Annotated in this window: 11 protein-coding genes; all 11 read left to right on the top strand. The window is 54.2% G+C overall.

Going from position 1 to position 17033, the window contains the following annotated elements:
* Positions 1–5 precede the first annotated feature (5 nt).
* From BLW59_RS04395 to BLW59_RS04345, 11 genes are read left to right on the top strand one after another with little or no spacing between them, the layout of a single operon-like run.
* Entirely contained in the window at positions 6–1250 is a 1245-nt protein-coding gene (locus BLW59_RS04395; RefSeq protein ID WP_074696520.1) for an autotransporter strand-loop-strand O-heptosyltransferase, read from the top strand.
* Between the two features lie 42 nt (positions 1251–1292).
* A complete protein-coding gene (locus BLW59_RS04390; RefSeq protein WP_081348377.1) occupies positions 1293–3329 on the top strand; it encodes a sulfatase-like hydrolase/transferase in 2037 nt (678 codons plus the stop codon).
* Between the two features lie 55 nt (positions 3330–3384).
* The gene (locus tag BLW59_RS04385) at positions 3385–5505 is read left to right on the top strand and encodes a sulfatase-like hydrolase/transferase (RefSeq protein WP_074696518.1); all 2121 of its coding nucleotides are present in this window, start codon (positions 3385–3387) and stop codon (positions 5503–5505) included.
* Positions 5506–5523: 18 nt separating this feature from the next.
* Entirely contained in the window at positions 5524–6249 is a 726-nt protein-coding gene (locus BLW59_RS17950; RefSeq protein ID WP_074696516.1) for an NTP transferase domain-containing protein, read from the top strand.
* Complete coding sequence (aepX, locus tag BLW59_RS17945) at positions 6234–7544, top strand: phosphoenolpyruvate mutase (RefSeq protein WP_074696514.1); 1311 nt, start codon at positions 6234–6236, stop codon at positions 7542–7544. Before BLW59_RS17950 ends, aepX begins: the two co-directional genes overlap by 16 nt.
* A 9-nt stretch (positions 7545–7553) precedes the next feature.
* On the top strand, positions 7554–8687 hold the full coding sequence (locus BLW59_RS04370; RefSeq protein ID WP_074696512.1) for a phosphonoacetaldehyde reductase: 1134 nt from the start codon (positions 7554–7556) through the stop codon (positions 8685–8687).
* Positions 8677–9813 (top strand): phosphonopyruvate decarboxylase, encoded by a 1137-nt coding sequence (aepY, locus tag BLW59_RS04365; RefSeq protein ID WP_074696510.1) that lies wholly within the window; start codon positions 8677–8679, stop codon positions 9811–9813. Before BLW59_RS04370 ends, aepY begins: the two co-directional genes overlap by 11 nt.
* A gap of 12 nt (positions 9814–9825) precedes the next feature.
* On the top strand, positions 9826–11076 hold the full coding sequence (gene fliB / locus BLW59_RS04360) for a flagellin lysine-N-methylase (protein ID WP_139283542.1): 1251 nt from the start codon (positions 9826–9828) through the stop codon (positions 11074–11076).
* A gap of 30 nt (positions 11077–11106) precedes the next feature.
* Positions 11107–12282 (top strand): DUF5672 family protein, encoded by a 1176-nt coding sequence (locus BLW59_RS04355; protein WP_074696506.1) that lies wholly within the window; start codon positions 11107–11109, stop codon positions 12280–12282.
* A 44-nt stretch (positions 12283–12326) separates the two neighbouring features.
* Positions 12327–13541, top strand: a complete 1215-nt coding sequence (locus BLW59_RS04350; protein WP_074696504.1) for an autotransporter strand-loop-strand O-heptosyltransferase — start codon at positions 12327–12329, stop codon at positions 13539–13541.
* A 47-nt stretch (positions 13542–13588) separates the two neighbouring features.
* A complete protein-coding gene (locus BLW59_RS04345; RefSeq protein ID WP_074696502.1) occupies positions 13589–16993 on the top strand; it encodes a hypothetical protein in 3405 nt (1134 codons plus the stop codon).
* Positions 16994–17033: the final 40 nt, after the last annotated feature.

Raw genomic sequence — 17033 nt, 5'->3', positions numbered from 1 at the left:
GGGGAATGTTTTTTTCATGCGGCAAGGAACTGCCTGTGCGTAAGGACATGGCACTGGTGCTGGCCAATGAAGCACAGGCGGGGCCTGTCAAGGGGGAGACGGGCATAGAGGGACTGCGCCTGGATTTCAATGCGGGCTTGCGCCTGGATGTGCCGAAGGGCAACTGGCATATTCGTGTCGAGGATGGCATTTCCGGGCAGGTCTTTTTTGAGGGCGAACTTTCCGGGGACAGGCTGCAGTCCTTTGAGCAGTATTATGTTCCCTGGCAAATATCAGTGTGGCGGGATGGGCAGTTAGCGTTTTTGCACAGGCTGGACTGCAGCGGTCAAAAAGTATGCCTTTATATCGATGGTCATGCTCCGGGCAAACTTCCTCCCCTTGGGGAGGCTGTCCTGATGGTTTCCTGCGCGCGAGCCTTTTCTCGGGAGCAGGGAGGACACCTGGCGGTGCGGACAGGAACTGCTCTGGCCGAGCTGGCCGGGCTGTGCTTTCCGGAGATGGACATAGTTGAGGACATACCGGATGACTGTTATGCCACCTATCATTTAGGCATGTACCAGGGGGAGCCTTATTCTGCTCCCTGTGATTTGAGGGCTGTGCCCTGGGAGGTCTACGTCTGCGGCCTGATGGGGCTGAGACAGCCTCCGGGGCTTGAGCGCTGGCAATTGCCGAGACAGCTCGTGCCGCAGGTGCGTGGTCGTTATGCCTGCATTGCGGTGCAGGCCTCGGGAGGGCGCAAATGTTGGCTGTATCCCGGCGGCTGGGATGAGGTGGTCGCTTATCTTCGGGGCCTGGGTTATCGGGTACTGTGCCTGGATAAGGAAGAATTCGTGCAGAGTGATGGCCAGGAGATCAGAAGGCCCTCAGGCGCCGAGGATTTCACGGGAAATAGGCCGCTGAGGGAGCGCTTCGAGATGCTGGCCCAGGCGGAGCTGTTCATAGGCCTGCCCAGCGGTCTGTCGTGGCTGGCCCAGGCTGCTGGCTGCCCGGTGGTGCTGATAAGCGGCCTGACCCTGCCGCAGACGGAATTCTTTACGCCTTATCGCGTCAGTAACCCTTTCGTATGCCACGGCTGCTACAATGACCTGCGTGTGCGCTGGAATGATCCGGAGTGCCCTTGCCCCCGCCACTGGGGCACGCCGCGTGAGCTGGAATGCTCAAAGGAAATCACACCTGCTCAGGTTATCGAGGCTGTGGAGCGCCTGCGGCGTGACAGAGGCTTAGTGCGGTCTGAGGAAAGGTCATTGTAATGTGTATATTAAGGGAGTGACGTGATATAGGAGGAAGGTAACATGGATAAAGAAGAGAAAATTTTCCAAGAATTGCTTGATAAAGTAAGGGCAGATAATTTTGATGATGCATATTTGCAGCGACTGGGAGAGCTGGAGCAGGTGACGCAGGATCCTGCACTGGTGCCTGTTTTTGCAGCATGCTTCGCTAAATCCTTGGGCGAATGGGAGCAGGCTCGTCTATTTGCGGAAGAAGCATTTAGGCACAGGCATATCAATGAGTTTATCTGGCTGTTGCTGGTAGAAATCTACGAAAAATTGGAGCCGGCACATCATTTGAGGTTGAAGCTTTTCCAGGGGCTGTGCAGGCGTTTCATAGATATGAGTGCGCAGACGCCTGATTTTGCGGATGATGAAGAAAGGTCAGCATACCTGGCTGGGCCTGTTATTCCTCACGAGGCACCGTTCTACTTTTATCCACGTGGGGGCAGGGAAAATGAAACCTGGCATTTGAAAAGCGCCTGTGGGGAATTCCTGCCGGGACAGTTGGATGAGGCAGAATACAAATATTATTGTGGCGTCTATAACACAATCAGCTTTGCCAATACGGCTGTGCTATTGCCGCGGATATTCCAGGAGCATGATGTACGTAGTGTCTATAGTTATGCTAATTTTAGTTTTGATATCATGAAGGCAAAGCTGACAAAAAAGACAAAAATATGCTTGCCGGATAACGAACCTTGCGTAGTGCCGGTGGCAGGTCGCAGGGCAACTCAGGAGGCACAGCTGCGTAATGACAAATGGCAAGCAAATTATGAGTTGTATGAACAGGAATTCAGATTTTTGCGTCTGGAACAGGATACGGAAATAATTTCTGATGAGGAAATGGTCATAGGGGCACCTATTGTCCTGCGACACAGCCCGAAGCGACATAAGCTGGTGCTGAGCTTGTTCCTGGATAGTTTAAGCTGGGGGCAGATGAAGAAAGAGGGTTATGCACAGGTACCGCATTTGATGGAATTTTTTCAGAAGGGCCTCATTTTTGATAATGCTTATTCCGAGAGCGAGTACACCTATCCTTCGTTGGCTAATATTGAGACAGGCATGCATACGGAGCGCTGCCAGATTTTCAATGATAATGCATTTACGCGGTTGAATCATGAAATCAAGACTATATCTGAGCAAATGCACGAGTTGGGCTATTACTGCAGCACGGTGATGAGCGATATGCGCGGTGTCTATGATGGAGCCACCCGCGGCATGGACAGGTTAATTGGTTATCCTTATATAGAATGGCGCGCTTACGAGGGGGTCAAGCGTCTGCTGGATCAGCTGGAAGCATTTGAGGAATGTGACCAGTATGTGGTCATGCATATTTCTGATCCCCATGTGACAGGTATATTTCAGCCGAAGGAACTATGGACGCAGACTCATGTACCTGTTATGGATATGTTCAACAAGCCTAAGATACAGGAAGCTTCTGTCAGGGAAGCAGGCACTTATGACCAGCGTGTGAACAATCTTTATAATATCCGACGTATGGATGAGATGCTGCAGCTGGTTTTTGATTACCTGCACAGCCATTATGATGAGGATGAATATGTCGTGCAAGCATTTTCCGATCATGGTGTAGCCGTCTATGAGCAGGAACCGTATTATTTCAGCGAAACCCAGTGCGGCACGGCGCTGATGTTGCGTGGTGCGGGTGTGCCGCAACTGGGCCGGGTGCAGGAACTGGCCAGCGTTTTGGACATCTATCCGATACTGATGCGTACGATAGGTTTCGAGGCCCCCCGGGGACAGCTGGATGGCTGCCTGCCCAGGGCACTGGGCGGGCCGGGACGCCAAACCGTGCTTAGTCAATCCATCTTCCCCGGCCAGACTTATAAGCTATGCCTGCGGGACAAAAACTATGAGTTCCGCCTGGAAACAAAGGCTGAAACGCGTATGGATGGAACAATTGATATGAGTGAGTATAGTACAGAACTGTACACGCGGGATAGCCGTCATATGCGTGTTCAGGAGCCGGTCGTGGAGCAGCGGTTCCTGGCTCAGTCAATGGAACATACAGCTAGCTTTGCGCATCCTTTTGCGTTGTGATATTGAACGAAAGTACGCAAGGGGTGTCGTCGTTCTCTAAGCAAAGGAGGGTTTTATGTACAGGGCGGAAGCATCAGTCTGGCAGGGAATTTATGAACAAGGGTATGATGCCAGAGGAGATTTATTTGTTAGCTTGCTGGCCAAGGCGGGCAGGCATGAATTTGATGATGAATATTTGGAACTGGCTGTAGAATATGGGAAGTCTGCACCCCAGACAGAGCGTTTTTCTGTGTTTTACGCTTGGTATGCACTGGCTCACGGCAGTTATGAGGTGGCTCTGGCAGAAGCTGAAAAAGCGCAAGGGGTGCGTCGGGTCAATGGTATCATTTGGAAGCTGCTTATTACATGCTATAAGCATTTCGGCAAATATATGCAAGCTGTCTGGTATCAGGGACTTTGCCACAAATTCTATCATTTGCCTCTGGAACTGCAGCGTGCCTTGCTGGACAAAGACGAATATATGGCGCGTTTGTCTATCGCCTTGGGGTTTAGCGAGTATGCGCCTATTGCTTCCCGCAGGGTTTATCTGTCTGAGAGACAGCTGCAGCATAAGATGAGCATTTTTCTGGGAGAGCCATTATATGCAATGCAAGGCACGGCCGAGGATGCTTACTGGCCCTGTGTGTACAGCGGCTGCCAGGGCAGCCTGAATGACAGGGGCGGTGCAGTGGCTGCTGTAAAGGATAATTTAGAATTCGTCAACTACTCCGCAGGTGACACTGTATTCGAGTTGTTCAGGGCAGTTCCTAAAAAAACTGTTGATTTCATTTTGCCTGAGGGAGAAACATGGATTGTTCCTATGGCCGGTACGGTGGATAAGCAGGAAATCACTTTCAGCAGTGGAACTGGCAAGCCGGGGAAATCCACTTGGCTGGGCAAGCATTCCTACAGCTTTTTTCGGCTTGATAAGTCCGCAAGCATCTCATCGAAGACTGAGATGGCTGTTGGACGAACTATACGTCTGGGTCATAGCCCTGCACGGCATAAACTTGTCCTGCACATCATTGTCGATGCCCTGAGTTGGGTACAGGTCAGGGAAGATGGCTACAGGAATGTGCCGAATATATTGGAATATTTTCGGCAGGGTGTAATCTTTAATCAAAATTTTTCTGTTTGTGAATATACATATCCTTCTTTGGCCACTATTGAGACAGGCTTGTACCCGCATCGCAGCCAAATATTCAATGAGCAGGCGGCAGTGGCCCTAGCTCCGGAGCATGTTACGCTGGCAGAGCAAATGGGCAGGCTGGGCTATCATTGCGTGAATGTACAGGGAGTTGGCAATGGCATATTCAATGGGGTGACCAGGGGTTATGAGCAGCTGTTGGTCAACCCTTACTGTCTGCCGGCAGCTGAGGGAGTAGAGCGCACTATCCAGCAGATTGAGGCTTTTGACGAATGTGATCAGTTCATTTTTTTACATATCATGGATGCTCATCCCTGGGATGTGCGGGATTATCAGATTGCCTGGACAGCGCAGACTCATATGGATATGGAGGACAGGCTGGGAGGTATGGAGGAACGGCAAGCAAGTGTGCGCCTGCAATGTACTCCTTTTTATATGGCTGCGAATCGCGCAGGTATACGCAATCTGGATCGGAGCTTGGGCGTGTTGTTCGCTTATTTGCAGCGTCATTTCGCGGAAGATGAGTATGTGGTGGAGTTGTGCTCTGACCATGGCGTGTCAATTTATGACAAAGTGCCTTATATCATGGGCGACAAGCAGACAGGTGCGGCGCTGATGCTGCGCGGGGCGGGGGTGCCCAGTCTGGGGTTCGTTGACGATGAACTGACAAGCACGCTGGATATATATCCCATAATGTCGAAACTTTGTGGTTTTGCCTTGCCAGAAGGGCTGGACGGCAACTTGCCGGCAGCCTTCGGCGGCAGCAAGCGGGAATACTGCATCAGCAATACAATGTTCCCTAAGCAGACATATAAGATGCGGCTGCGTATGGAAAACTGCCAAATGGATTTGGAGTCAAAGACGGAGATGTACAAGGATGGCACTGTGGATCTTACGGGAGCCCATTTGTGGGCCGGCAGGCGTGATGGCAGGCCGGGCGGGGTAACAGAGGCGGAGCGTGGCAGGATGCTGGAAATCGTGCGTGAGCATACGGCTTCCTTTGATAATATGGGTATCCAATGGCCAATGCTGCAGGAAGATCTGCAGTGATATGAAGGGGAGCATAAAATGAAGGCTTTGATACTTAACAGTGGACGGGGGACGCGGCTGGGGGGGCTGACGGAACATCAGCCGAAGGCTCTGACAGAGCTGGAAAATGGGGAGACTATACTGGGCCGCCAGCTGCGCCTGCTGTCACAGGCGGGATTACGGGAAGTGGTTATAACCACGGGGCCTTTTGCGGAGGCGCTGGAGGAATATGTACGGGCGCAAGGCTTGGGCTTGTCCTATGCCTTCGTACCTAATCCGGCTTATATGTCCACCAATTATATCTGGTCGATGGAGTTGGCCGGGGATGCCCTGCGGGATACTGATCTGCTGCTGATGCACGGGGATCTGGTCTTTGCCCGGGAAGTGCTGCGTAAGGTGCTGGCTCAGCAGCGCAGTGTGATGGCGGTCAGCAGCACGGCGGCACTGCCGGAGAAGGATTTCAAGGCAGTGCTGGATGATGAGGGACGTATCGGGAAAATAGGTATTGAATTCTTTGAGAGCGCTGTGGCGGCACAGCCTCTATACAAGTTGCGGGCCGCTGATTGGCAGGTATGGCAGGAGTCCATACATCGCTTTGTGCAGACAGGGCAGAAAAACTGCTATGCCGAGATTGCGTTTAACGAGATAGCGGGGCGTTGTGAGCTGTATGCTTGCGATATCAGGGATATGTTCTGTCGGGAAATAGATACTTTGGAGGATTTGACGGAGGTCAGGAAGGAGCGGGAGTTATGGATGGACAGGTAAAGACGGTTTACATGGCCTTCAGCACAGATGTCATTCATAGCGGGCATCTGCGCCTGATTGAACTGGCAGCAAAGCTGGGCAGGGTTATCGCGGGAGTGTTGACGGATGAGGCTGTGGTCAGCTATAAGCGCTATCCGCTGCTGGATTATGCGGAGCGGGCTGCCATTATCGGCAGCATCAAGGGCATATCCGAGGTGGTGCCCCAGGATACCCTGAGCTATGTGCCGAATCTCAGGAAATACCGCCCGGACATCGTCGTGCATGGTGATGACTGGCAGCAAGGTCTGCAGCAGAGCGTGCGGGAGGAGACAATGCGGGAACTGCAGTCCTATGGAGGCAGTCTGGTGGAATATCCTTACGCAGACAGGGAAGCCTATAAGTTGATGGAAGAGGCGTCCCGTGACAGGCTGTCCATACCGGATATACGGCGCGGGCGGCTGAAGAAACTGCTGGGCCTGAAAAATGTCGTGACAGCCATGGAAGCCCACAGCGGCCTCACGGGACTGATTGTGGAAAAGACAACAGTTTACCATGAGGGGGCAGCAAAGCAGTTCGATGCCATGTGGGTATCGAGCCTCTGTGATTCCACGGACAAGGGCAAGCCGGATATCGAGCTGGTGGATATGTCCTCGCGTCTGCGCACCATAGATGACATCATGGAGGTGACCACGAAGCCTATCATACTGGACGGGGATACTGGCGGGCTCACCGAGCATTTTGTCTATAACGTACGCACGCTGGAACGCCTGGGTGTGTCAGCTATTATCATTGAGGATAAGAAGGGGCTGAAAAAGAATTCCCTGTTCGGCACCTCGGTGAAGCAGACTCAGGATGAGCCGGAGCATTTTGCCGCGAAAATTAGGGCCGGCAAGCGGGCGCAGAAGACGCAGGATTTCATGATCATTGCCCGTATCGAGAGCCTGATTCTGGAAAAAGGCATGGAGGATGCACTGGCACGGGCGCGGGCTTATGTGGCAGCAGGGGCGGATGGCATCATGATCCATTCCCGCAGGAAGGAGCCAACGGAGATTTACGAGTTTTGCGATGCCTTCCGCGCAGAGGACAGGACAACGCCGCTGGTGGTCGTCCCTACCTCCTATAATCAGGTGACGGAGGAGGAACTGGGCAGTCATGGCATCAATATCGTGATTTATGCCAACCATTTGATCCGCAGCGGCTTCCCCGCCATGCAGAAGACCGCCGAGCTGATTCTGGAGCATCACCGTTCCCTGGAAGTGGATGAGATGTGCATGTCTATCAAGGAAATACTGACTTTGATACCGGATGAGATTTGAGGTGAGCTTATGCAGCAGGTTTTCCGGGGCATGGCAGAGGAAGCTGCCTTTGCAGCCGCCTGGCGGGAACTGGGCATCAGGCGTCTGTTGCTGGTCTGCGGCGGGTCTTTCGACAAGCTGAGCATCCGTGCAAGGCTGGAGGAGATATCCGCAGAGGCCGGGACAGGTTGGGTGAGATTCAGCGGCTTTCAGCCGAATCCTCTGGCGGAGTCCGTAGAGAGCGGTGTACGCCTGTTTCGGCAGGAGGGCTGTGATGGCATTCTGGCCGTGGGCGGTGGCAGCGCCATGGATGTGGCTAAGTGCATTAAGCTTTATGAGGCGGAGAAATTCGAGGGGGAATGGCTATCCCGCCCGCAGCAGCCTAATAGCCTGCCGTTGCTGGCAGTGCCGACAACGGCAGGCACGGGCAGCGAGGCCACCCGCTATGCGGTGGTATACCGGGAGGGCGAGAAACAGTCGGTGACGGATGGCAGCCTGGTGCCGCAGCTGGTGTGGCTGGAACCTTCCGTGCTGGACAGCCTGACGCGCCGTCAGCGTCTTGCTCCCATGCTGGATGCTTTCTGTCATGCAGTGGAGGCGGCCTGGTCGGTGAATTCCACGGAGGAAAGCTGGGGATATGCCAGGGAAGCATTGGCGCTTTGGCAGGCTGCCCGTGCGGGCTGCTTGGCTAATGAACCCCAGGGCAATGCAGGTATGCAGCAGGCTGCGTATCTGGCCGGCAAGGCCATTAACATCACCCAGACTACAGCCGGGCATGCAATGTGCTATAAGCTGACCAGCAAGTACGGCTGGCCCCACGGACAATCTGCAGCGCTCTGCGTGGCGGTGCTCTGGCCTTATATGCTTGGGCATCTGGATGATTGCCGGGATGTGCGGGGTGCATCTTATCTGGCGGAGGTCTTTCGGCAGCTGTCTGCGGCTTTGGGGGAAAGGTCGCCGATGGCTGCGGCGGTCAGTTTTGCGCATCTGTTGAAGGAGTGGGGGCTGTGGCCGGAAATGGAGGTCAGCGAGCAGGAACTGCGGGAACTGGCACTTTCGGTGAATCCCGTCAGGCTGAAGAATCATCCCATAGAGCTGACAAGGGAGGATTTTCTGGGGCTGTATCGGCAGATCCTGCAAAGGGGGAAAGAGCATGAAGGTTGAGGAATTCCTGTCCTGCCTGGACGCAGATTTCTATGCGGGAGTGCCGGATTCGCAGCTGAAAGCGGTATGCAATTACCTGATGGACACTTATGGGCTGGAGCCGCAGCATCATATTATCGGTGCCAATGAGGGCAACTGCGTGGCTTTGGCAGCTGGCTATCATCTGGCCACGGGCAAGGTGCCTGTGGTTTATTTGCAGAACAGCGGCGAGGGCAATATAGTGAATCCGGTGGCCTCACTGCTCCATGAGCAGGTCTACGGCCTGCCCTGCATTTTCCTGGTGGGCTGGCGCGGTGAGCCGGGGGTGCATGATGAGCCTCAGCACGTGTTCCAGGGGCAGATTACCCTGCCTTTGCTGGAATTGCTGGGAGTGCAAAGTTTCGTGCTGGATAAGGACACAACTTTGGAAGAAGTGCAGGTGCAGATGTCAGCATTCCGCAGGGAACTGTCAGCAGGGCGTCAGGTTGCTTTTGTTGTGCGCAAGGGGGCGCTGTCTTATGGGGGAAAGCCTAAGTTTGGTAATTCTTTCGCTGCGCGCCGCGAAGAAATCATAGGTCGGCTGGCAGCGGCAGCAGGAGAAGCCTTCATTGTCTCCACCACGGGCAAGGCCAGCCGCGAGCTCTTTGAAATACGTGAAGCCAGGGGCGAGGGCCACGGGCATGATTTTCTGACTGTGGGCTCCATGGGCCATGCATCTTCGTTGGCATTGGGCATGGCTCTTCAGCGGCCTGAGCGGCAGTTCATCTGTCTTGATGGGGATGGTGCAGCTTTGATGCATCTGGGGGCGATGGCTGTAATCGGTGCAAAGCGCCCCGCGAATCTCCTGCACATAGTCATCAATAATCAGGCACATGAGTCGGTGGGGGGACAGCCCACCGTGGCAGGCAGCACTGACTTGTGCGGCATAGCCAGAGCCTGCGGCTATCCTTGGGTGGCCAAGGCACGCACCCTGGAGGAAGTGGAATCGGCGTTCAGGGAGGCTATGGCCGCCGGCCAGTGCGCCTTCATCGAGGCAGAAGCAGCCATAGGCGCCCGTGCAGACCTGGGCCGCCCGACAAGCACACCTCAGGAGAATAAGCAGACAATGATGGCGGCTGTCGCTGGAATGTCTTTCGAAAGAGAATGAGGCGGTATGAACATGAAGGACAAAGCAGGGCTGGTTGCCTGCATTCGACCTGAATATGCGGGCAGGTTCAAGTGTGATGGGCAAGCTTGTGGCGCGGAATGTTGCCGCAAATGGACTATAGTCATAGATGAAGATACCTACCAAAAATATAAGAAGGTGAAGCTGAAGAATCTGCGTGCCAGGCTCAAGCAGTATTTGGTTACTAAGGAATATGAGGGCCGTTTGCAGCATTTCATCAAGCTGGATCATACAGGCTCTTGTCCTTTTTTGCAGCCTGATGATTTCTGCAGAATACAGCGTGCTTGTGGCGAGGAATATCTGTCAAAAACATGCCGCACATATCCGCGGTTATTTGTGCAATTGGCAGAAAACCTGGCAGAAGAAACCTTGACGCTGAGCTGTCCTGTTGCAGCTCGCTGCTGCTTGCTGAACCGTGAACCGTTGCGGTTTGAACAGGTAGAACGGGATTTGTCCCGCATGTCTGGGTCCTGTTTCAGTGCAGGCAAGTTACTGCAGCCTGCGCTTTTGTCCATGCAGGGTCCTGCGCTGGGAATCTTGCAGCGGTGTACTGAGGAGCGACCTGATCTAAGGTTTGTCTTGCTGGGATTTTTCCTGGACAGGGCAGATGAGTTGGCACAGTCGGACAGGGCAGGGGAGATAGAGAGTTGTGGACAGCCGTATTTATATGGTGAGTTGGATGGGGAAGCAGAACAGGTAATGCGGCTCTGTCCGGGAGATGTTAAGGCATATATTCGTAATATGATGACGGTACTGGAACTTTTCTATGGCGAGGAAAACAGGCACCCTGAGCACATGTCTGTGCAGCCATATCTGGATAATGTCATGAATGCTTACGGAATCCAGTCGGAAAAGGTGGTTCTGAGTGATGTGGCAGAGCGCTATGTGCGTATACGTGGAGCATATTGCGACAAAATATATGAGGAATACGGCTATATTTTGACGAATTATTTTTTGAACCACTATTTTACTATGTTATATCCTTATGGTGTACACGAAAATGCTACCGTTGCGTATGAATTTTTTGTAACTGTATGCAAGTTGGCCGAGTTCTTTGCCCTGGCGCTGTTTGACAGGCGCAAAGATGAGGCCTGTGAAGATGATATGATAGAGCTGCTCAGATATGTCGATCAGAAGGTCATTCATAATCATAATGACAGAAAGAATCTGCTACAGATGATAAAAGATGGGGAGCATGGGTTCCTTGATGTGATGCGGTTGCTACTGGATGGTAGTGGCAGATAAGGCTATTTACAGCGTTAAGGGTGAGAGTGCATGCAGAAGGTCGTAATTGTCGTACCGGTTTACAGGACGGAATTGACATGGTATGAGAAAATCAGCCTGGCAAGGCTTTATGCAGTCTTGCCCCATTATCCCATTGTTTTCGTGTCGCCTGAGGGACTGGCTCTGCCGGAGGCGGTCATGCAGGGACACCCGGTTATGGCATTTTCGAGGGAGTTCTTCACCAGCGTCGCAGCTTATTCCAGGTTGTTGCTGTCACAGCAGTTTTATGCTCATTTCCAGGATTTTGAGTATATGCTGATCTATCAACTGGATGCTTTCGTTTTTGTTGATCTTTTGCAGGAATTCTGTTCACTGGGCTATGACTACATAGGCGGCCCCTGGCAGTTGCAGAACAGCCTTCAGAAAGTAAGGCCGGGAAAATATAAAATCTATCATGTGGGCAACGGAGGATTGTCTTTGCGCAGGATAGAGGCTTGCCTACGCCTACTGGCCAAATGCCAGGGAAATCCGCGGTATGAGGGCTGGGGGGAGGACACCTTCTGGGGCATAGCGGGGCATGAGGACAGGGCGTTCCGCCTGGCTCCCCTGAGGATTGCTTATGCCTTTTCCATAGATACGTTGGCGGAGCGCTGCTACAGGAAAAATGGCAACCAGCTGCCTTTTGGCTGCCATGGCTGGCCCCGCTTCAGCAGGGACTTTTACCTGCAGGCCATGGCGGCCTGCGGTCTTGACCTGTCGGCTCGTTATGATGACATGCAGGAGCATGACAAGGATGATGAGGTGCTGTACTGGCAGCAGCAGACAGTCAAACGGCTTTTGCTGCATGTGGCGAAGGGGTGGGCAGTCAGCGGTTGCTTGCCGGAAGCCTTGGATGCAGGGGCTGTAAAGTGCTGGGTTGTGGGGAAGGATTCTTTGTCCCTGTGTGACAAACTGCGGCAGGAATGCGGCGAGAACACTTTCAAGAATGTGTTTTATGATTATGAGGACGGAGCCGGATTCCTGCGTGACTTTCGGCGCGAGTGTGGGGCGGGCATCAGGGCGGAGGACAATCTGCTGGTCAGCTGGCGCTCGGAGGAGATAGTCCAAAGCTGCAAGTCAGTGGGGCTGATTTATGGCAGGGATTATGTTTCCTTTTATCATTGCTTCAAGGAGGCTCAAGGCAGGATTTTGCGGGCGATTATGTCAGGGGGAATGAAGCGTGGATAGGAAATTGGGTAAAACTAAGTGATTGTTTTCAGATAGGGGGCAGCATGGTGTTTTTTTCGTGCGGCAGGGAAGAACCAACCAAAAAGGACAAGGCTATCGCTTACAATGATGGCGTACTGGCGGGGGCGGTAGCAGGGGAAACGGGCATACCGGGATTGCGGCTGGATTTCAATGCCGGCCTGCGGCTGGAAGTACCTGCGGGAGACTGGCATGTGCGCATCAGTGACGGCGTGTCCGGCCAAGTGTATTTTGACGGGGATATTGCGAATGTACAGCTACAGTCTTTGGAGCAATTTTACGTGCCCTGGCTGGTGGAAGTCTGGCTGGAGGGACAGCAGGTATTCCGGCATCTGCTGGACTATGAGGGACAGAAGGTTTGCTTATACATAGATGGCAAGCTGCCGGAACAGCCGCCCCCTTTAGGGGAGGCGGTGCAGATGCTTTCAGTGGCTCGTGCCTTTGCCCGGGAGCATCCGGAGTGCCGGGTGGCGGTACGGCCAGGTCCTGCCCTGGCGAAGCTGGCTGGGCGCTGCTATCCGGAGCTGGAAATAGTTGAGGGAATCCCGGAGGACACCTATGCGGTGTACCATCTGGGCACCTATGCGGAGGAGCGCTTCTCTGCTCCTATGGACGGGCTGGCTGCCCCCTGGCAGGAATATGCCCGGGAGATCCTTGGCTTGCATGGCTTGCCGGAACTGGATAAGTGGGCACCTTCAGGGCCGAGGCCGTTGGGGCTGGAGGCACCTTATGCCTGTATTGCGGTGCAGGCTTCCGGGGTGAGCAAGTGCTGGCTGCGGCCCGGCGGCTGGGATGAAGTGGTGGCTCATTTGAGGGGGCTAGGCTATCGGGTTTTGTGTCTGGACAGGGACTTCTGCGTGGACGATGGCGGCTATCATGTGGAGAAGCCGTCAGGAGCGGAGGATTATACGGGGAACCGACCCTTGGCGGAGCGGTTCGAGATGCTGGCCTATGCGGATATGTTCATCTGCGTTTCCAGCGGCCTGGGTTGGCTGGCTCATGCAGCCGGATGTCCGGTGGTGCTGGTAAGCGGCCTCACCCTTGCCTATACGGAATTCTATACGCCCTACAGGGTCAGCAATCCCCATGTGTGTCGGGGCTGCTATAATGACTCGCGCATACCTTGGGACGCGAGGCTCTGCCCAATCTATGGCGGTACTGAGCGTGAACTGGAATGCTCCAAGAGCATTACGGCAGCACAGGTCATTGAGGCAATCGAGCGTTTGCGGCGGGACAGATAAGGTAATAGGATGAGAAAAACATTATGGAATACTGGAGGGCAGGGCAAATGCAGAAGATTTCCGGCTACAAAGAAATATATAGGGCCTATGAGAAGCTGAAGCAACTGATGGAGGCCATACGTCTGCTGGAGGCGGTGGAGTTGGCAGATGCTCTGCAGACTAGCGGCACTCGTGATAAAAATATCTGGTGGGCTATGCTGGCGGCATATATTGATGGAGGAGAGGCGGAGAAGGCTTTGGAAGCGGCCCGGAAGTATGGGCAGCTCTTCGGCAGGGATGGTGTTGGCCTGTTCCTGCTGGGCCGCGCTAAAATGATGAATGATGACTGGGGCGGGGCAGAGCAGTGCTTCCTGGAGGCCTTGCAGATGGATATGCCGGACTGGTACCGGGGGGCGACTCACAGCATTTACGCGACCCTTTGCCGCAAGCTCGGTAGGGCGGAGCAGGCGGCGGAGCATTACCGGGAGTCTGGTCGTTTCAAGACGATGACGACGGGCAAGTTATCCGAGTATAGCAATTATTTGTTCAACCTGCATTATCAGGCCAAGCCACAGGAATTCATGCTGGCAGCGGCACAGGGGTATGGGCAGCTGTTGTCTGATTTTCCACGGTATAGCCATGCAAAGCCTTATTGGCATAAGAAACTGAGGCTGGGTTATCTGTCTCCCGATCTTTGTTTTCATGTAGTGGCTTTTTTTTGTTATGGGATGCTGAAAGATTACGACAGGCAATCCGTTGAGGTCTATTGTTATACGAACTGCGATGAGGATGCAGCCAGTGCGGAGTTCAAGGCGGCAGTTACTGTATGGCATAACGTTAAAGGGTTGAGTATTCAGGAGGTAGCCGGGCTTGTATATAAGGATCAGATAGATATTCTTGTGGATCTGGCTGGTCATACAGCTGAAACGCTTTTGCCGGCGATGGCGCATAAGCCTGCGCCCGTGCAGGTCTCAGGTATCGGCTATTTTGATACCACTGGCCTTGAGGCAGTGGACTATTTTTTGGCTGATTCCTATATAGATCCCGTGGTGGCAGAAGGGGGAAATGACAGGTATTTCACGGAACGCTTGCTACGCTTGCCACGCAGCCATTTCTGCTATATGTGGCATGACAGGCCGGGGCCGGTGTCCGGGGCGCCTTGTCTCAGGAAGGGTTATGTCACTTTCGGCAGTCTGAACAATGCTGCCAAGCTTTCGGACAGAATCCTGGGCCTTTGGGCAGAAATCCTGCGCCGGGTGCCGGATAGCCGCCTATGGCTCCGGGCGGAGATTTTTGGCAATGACTACGGGCGGCAGGAGATGGAGAAACGCCTGCAGGCGGCAGGTATTGACCTTGCCCGTGTGGATGCTCATTCCCTATCGCCCCATTATCTTGAGGATTACCGGGAGATAGATATAGCGCTGGATACCTGGCCCTATCCCGGGGGCGGCACTACCTGCGATGCCCTCTATATGGGGGTGCCGGTGGTGACGCTGGTGGGTGAACGGCATAATGCCCGCTTCGGCTATAGCCTGCTGATGAATGTGGGCTTTGCTGAGGGATGCGCGGCCACTGCGGAGGAGTATGTGGGGAAGGCGGTGGCGTTGGCAGGTGAGGCGGAAAAGCTTGACTTGTTGCATTTGACATTGCGCCGCCGCATGCGCGTATCGCCGCTGATGGACTCGGCGGCCTATCTTGGCGAGCTGGAGCTCATATGGCAGAAAATCTATCTGGATTATGAGCGGGAGGTTTTGTCAGAGCAGGAACTGGCGGCACGGCGCGGAGAATGGCTGCATAAGCTGGATGAGGCCTATCAAAAGGAGGATTGGGCGGAGACAGCGCGGCTGGCAGCGCGGTTGAAGGCGGATAAGGCAGCTGCCGCTGATGCCTGGCGGCTGGCAGGCATTGCTTATTACAAGCTGGGAGACTGGGGAAGGGCGGCCTGGCACTTGCGGCAGGCTGCCAGGCACGATGTGGAACATGATGCGGAATGCTGGCGGTTATGTGCTTTGGCAGAAAACGAACGCAGTCATTATTTATCAGCCTATAAGGCGATGAGCCAGGCTCGTGCTTGCCTGGATAGAGAAGAGGGGACCTCTGCTGAGGCCAATGCTTTTCGTGCCGATGTGCTGGCCAAGGGCAGCCAGCTGGCAGTGGAACTGGGCTTGACGGAGGAGGCAGTGGCGGGCTACCGCACAGCAGCGGCCTGTGCGACAACCATATCAGATCGTTTGGGGCTGTATAGCTCGTCCTTGCTGGCCCGGCATGCCCTGCCCTGGGAACGGGAGAGCCTGCTGGCAGCTCATAGGGGTTACGCAGCCTTGGTGGATGAACTGGGCATAAAACAGTACAAGGAATGGCCTGAGTCGCGTCTGGCCCAAGGGCAGGCAGACCCGCTGCGGGTGGGGCTGATTTCGCCTGATTTCCGCCAGCATGTAATGTTTTACTTCTACTATCAGCTCTTGGCAGGGCATGACAGGAAAAAATGGGAGGTTTACGCCTACAGCCTGGGAGAGATCCATGATTGGTACACGGAGCAGGTGGAGCATTTTGCTGCAGTATTCCGTGATATGCACGGGCAGGAGTTGCAGGATATTGCGGCGCAGATTCGTGCGGACGGCATTGATGTCCTTGTAGACCTGGCAGGACACAGCGCAGGCAGCGGTTTGCCTGTGCTGGCTTTCCGTCCTGCACCTGTGCAGGTATCGGGACTTGGCTATATGGCAACCACCGGCCTGACGCAGGTGGTTGCTTTCCTGTCAGATAGGTGGGCCGATCCGCCTGAGCGGGAGCCTGAGCTGGTGGAGCAGCCTCTGTATCTGACGAGTCAGTTCTGCTATACGGGGCGCAGCGATGTGCCGGAACCGGGAGGAGCACCCTGCCTTGCCAAGGGATATATCACCTTTGGGTGTTTTAATCAGTACTGCAAGATTACGGATGAGATGCTGCAATTGTGGCGAGAGCTGCTGCTTAAAGTGCCACGGTCACGCCTGCTGCTCAAAAACCGTTCTTTTAGGGACGATGAGACTGTGCTATTGGTGCAGGAGCGTCTGTGCCGACTGGGACTGCCCTTGGGGAGGGTGGAGCTGGAGGCTGACAGCTCCGATTATATGACGCGCTACCTGGAGGTGGATATTGCCCTGGACACCTATCCCTATACGGGGGGCGGCACCACCTGTGATGCTCTCTACATGGGGGTGCCGGTAATCTCTCTTTACGGGGAGCGGCGGGGTTCGCGCTTCGGTCTCTCCATTTTGCAAAATGCCGGGCTGGGAGAACTTGCTTGTGCTGATGCGGAGGCATATGAAGCAAAAGCCTTGGCTTTAGCCAGGGATACGGGCTTGTTGGACGCACTGCACAAGAATCTGCGGCCAATGCTCTTGTCATCTTCTTTGATGGATACGCAGAATTACATACGGGAACTGGAGGCAGGTTTCCGGAAGCTGGCAGGTGAGCTGGCTGTCCGGAGATGAGAGCATGGCGTTTCAGGCAGGAATTTTGCTTTAGGGGGCG

This window comes from Selenomonas sp. KH1T6 (genome assembly GCF_900108415.1).
Lineage (GTDB): Bacteria > Bacillota > Negativicutes > Selenomonadales > Selenomonadaceae > Selenomonas_B > Selenomonas_B ruminantium_A.
The sequence above is the reverse complement of the archived record's forward strand: the minus strand, read 5'-3'. Positions and strand labels throughout refer to the sequence as shown.

Bases quoted from the DNA above. Each gene is read 5' to 3' on its own strand.
- BLW59_RS04370 (WP_074696512.1), top strand. From the start codon at position 7,554: ATGCAGCAGGTTTTCCGGGGCATGGCAGAGGAAGCTGCCTTTGCAGCC.
- BLW59_RS04345 (WP_074696502.1), top strand. From the start codon at position 13,589: ATGCAGAAGATTTCCGGCTACAAAGAAATATATAGGGCCTATGAGAAG.
- BLW59_RS04350 (WP_074696504.1), top strand. From the start codon at position 12,327: ATGGTGTTTTTTTCGTGCGGCAGGGAAGAACCAACCAAAAAGGACAAG.
- aepY (WP_074696510.1), top strand. From the start codon at position 8,677: ATGAAGGTTGAGGAATTCCTGTCCTGCCTGGACGCAGATTTCTATGCG.
- BLW59_RS04385 (WP_074696518.1), top strand. From the start codon at position 3,385: ATGTACAGGGCGGAAGCATCAGTCTGGCAGGGAATTTATGAACAAGGG.
- BLW59_RS04395 (WP_074696520.1), top strand. From the start codon at position 6: ATGTTTTTTTCATGCGGCAAGGAACTGCCTGTGCGTAAGGACATGGCA.
- fliB (WP_139283542.1), top strand. From the start codon at position 9,826: ATGAAGGACAAAGCAGGGCTGGTTGCCTGCATTCGACCTGAATATGCG.
- BLW59_RS04390 (WP_081348377.1), top strand. From the start codon at position 1,293: ATGGATAAAGAAGAGAAAATTTTCCAAGAATTGCTTGATAAAGTAAGG.
- aepX (WP_074696514.1), top strand. From the start codon at position 6,234: ATGGATGGACAGGTAAAGACGGTTTACATGGCCTTCAGCACAGATGTC.
- BLW59_RS04355 (WP_074696506.1), top strand. From the start codon at position 11,107: ATGCAGAAGGTCGTAATTGTCGTACCGGTTTACAGGACGGAATTGACA.
- BLW59_RS17950 (WP_074696516.1), top strand. From the start codon at position 5,524: ATGAAGGCTTTGATACTTAACAGTGGACGGGGGACGCGGCTGGGGGGG.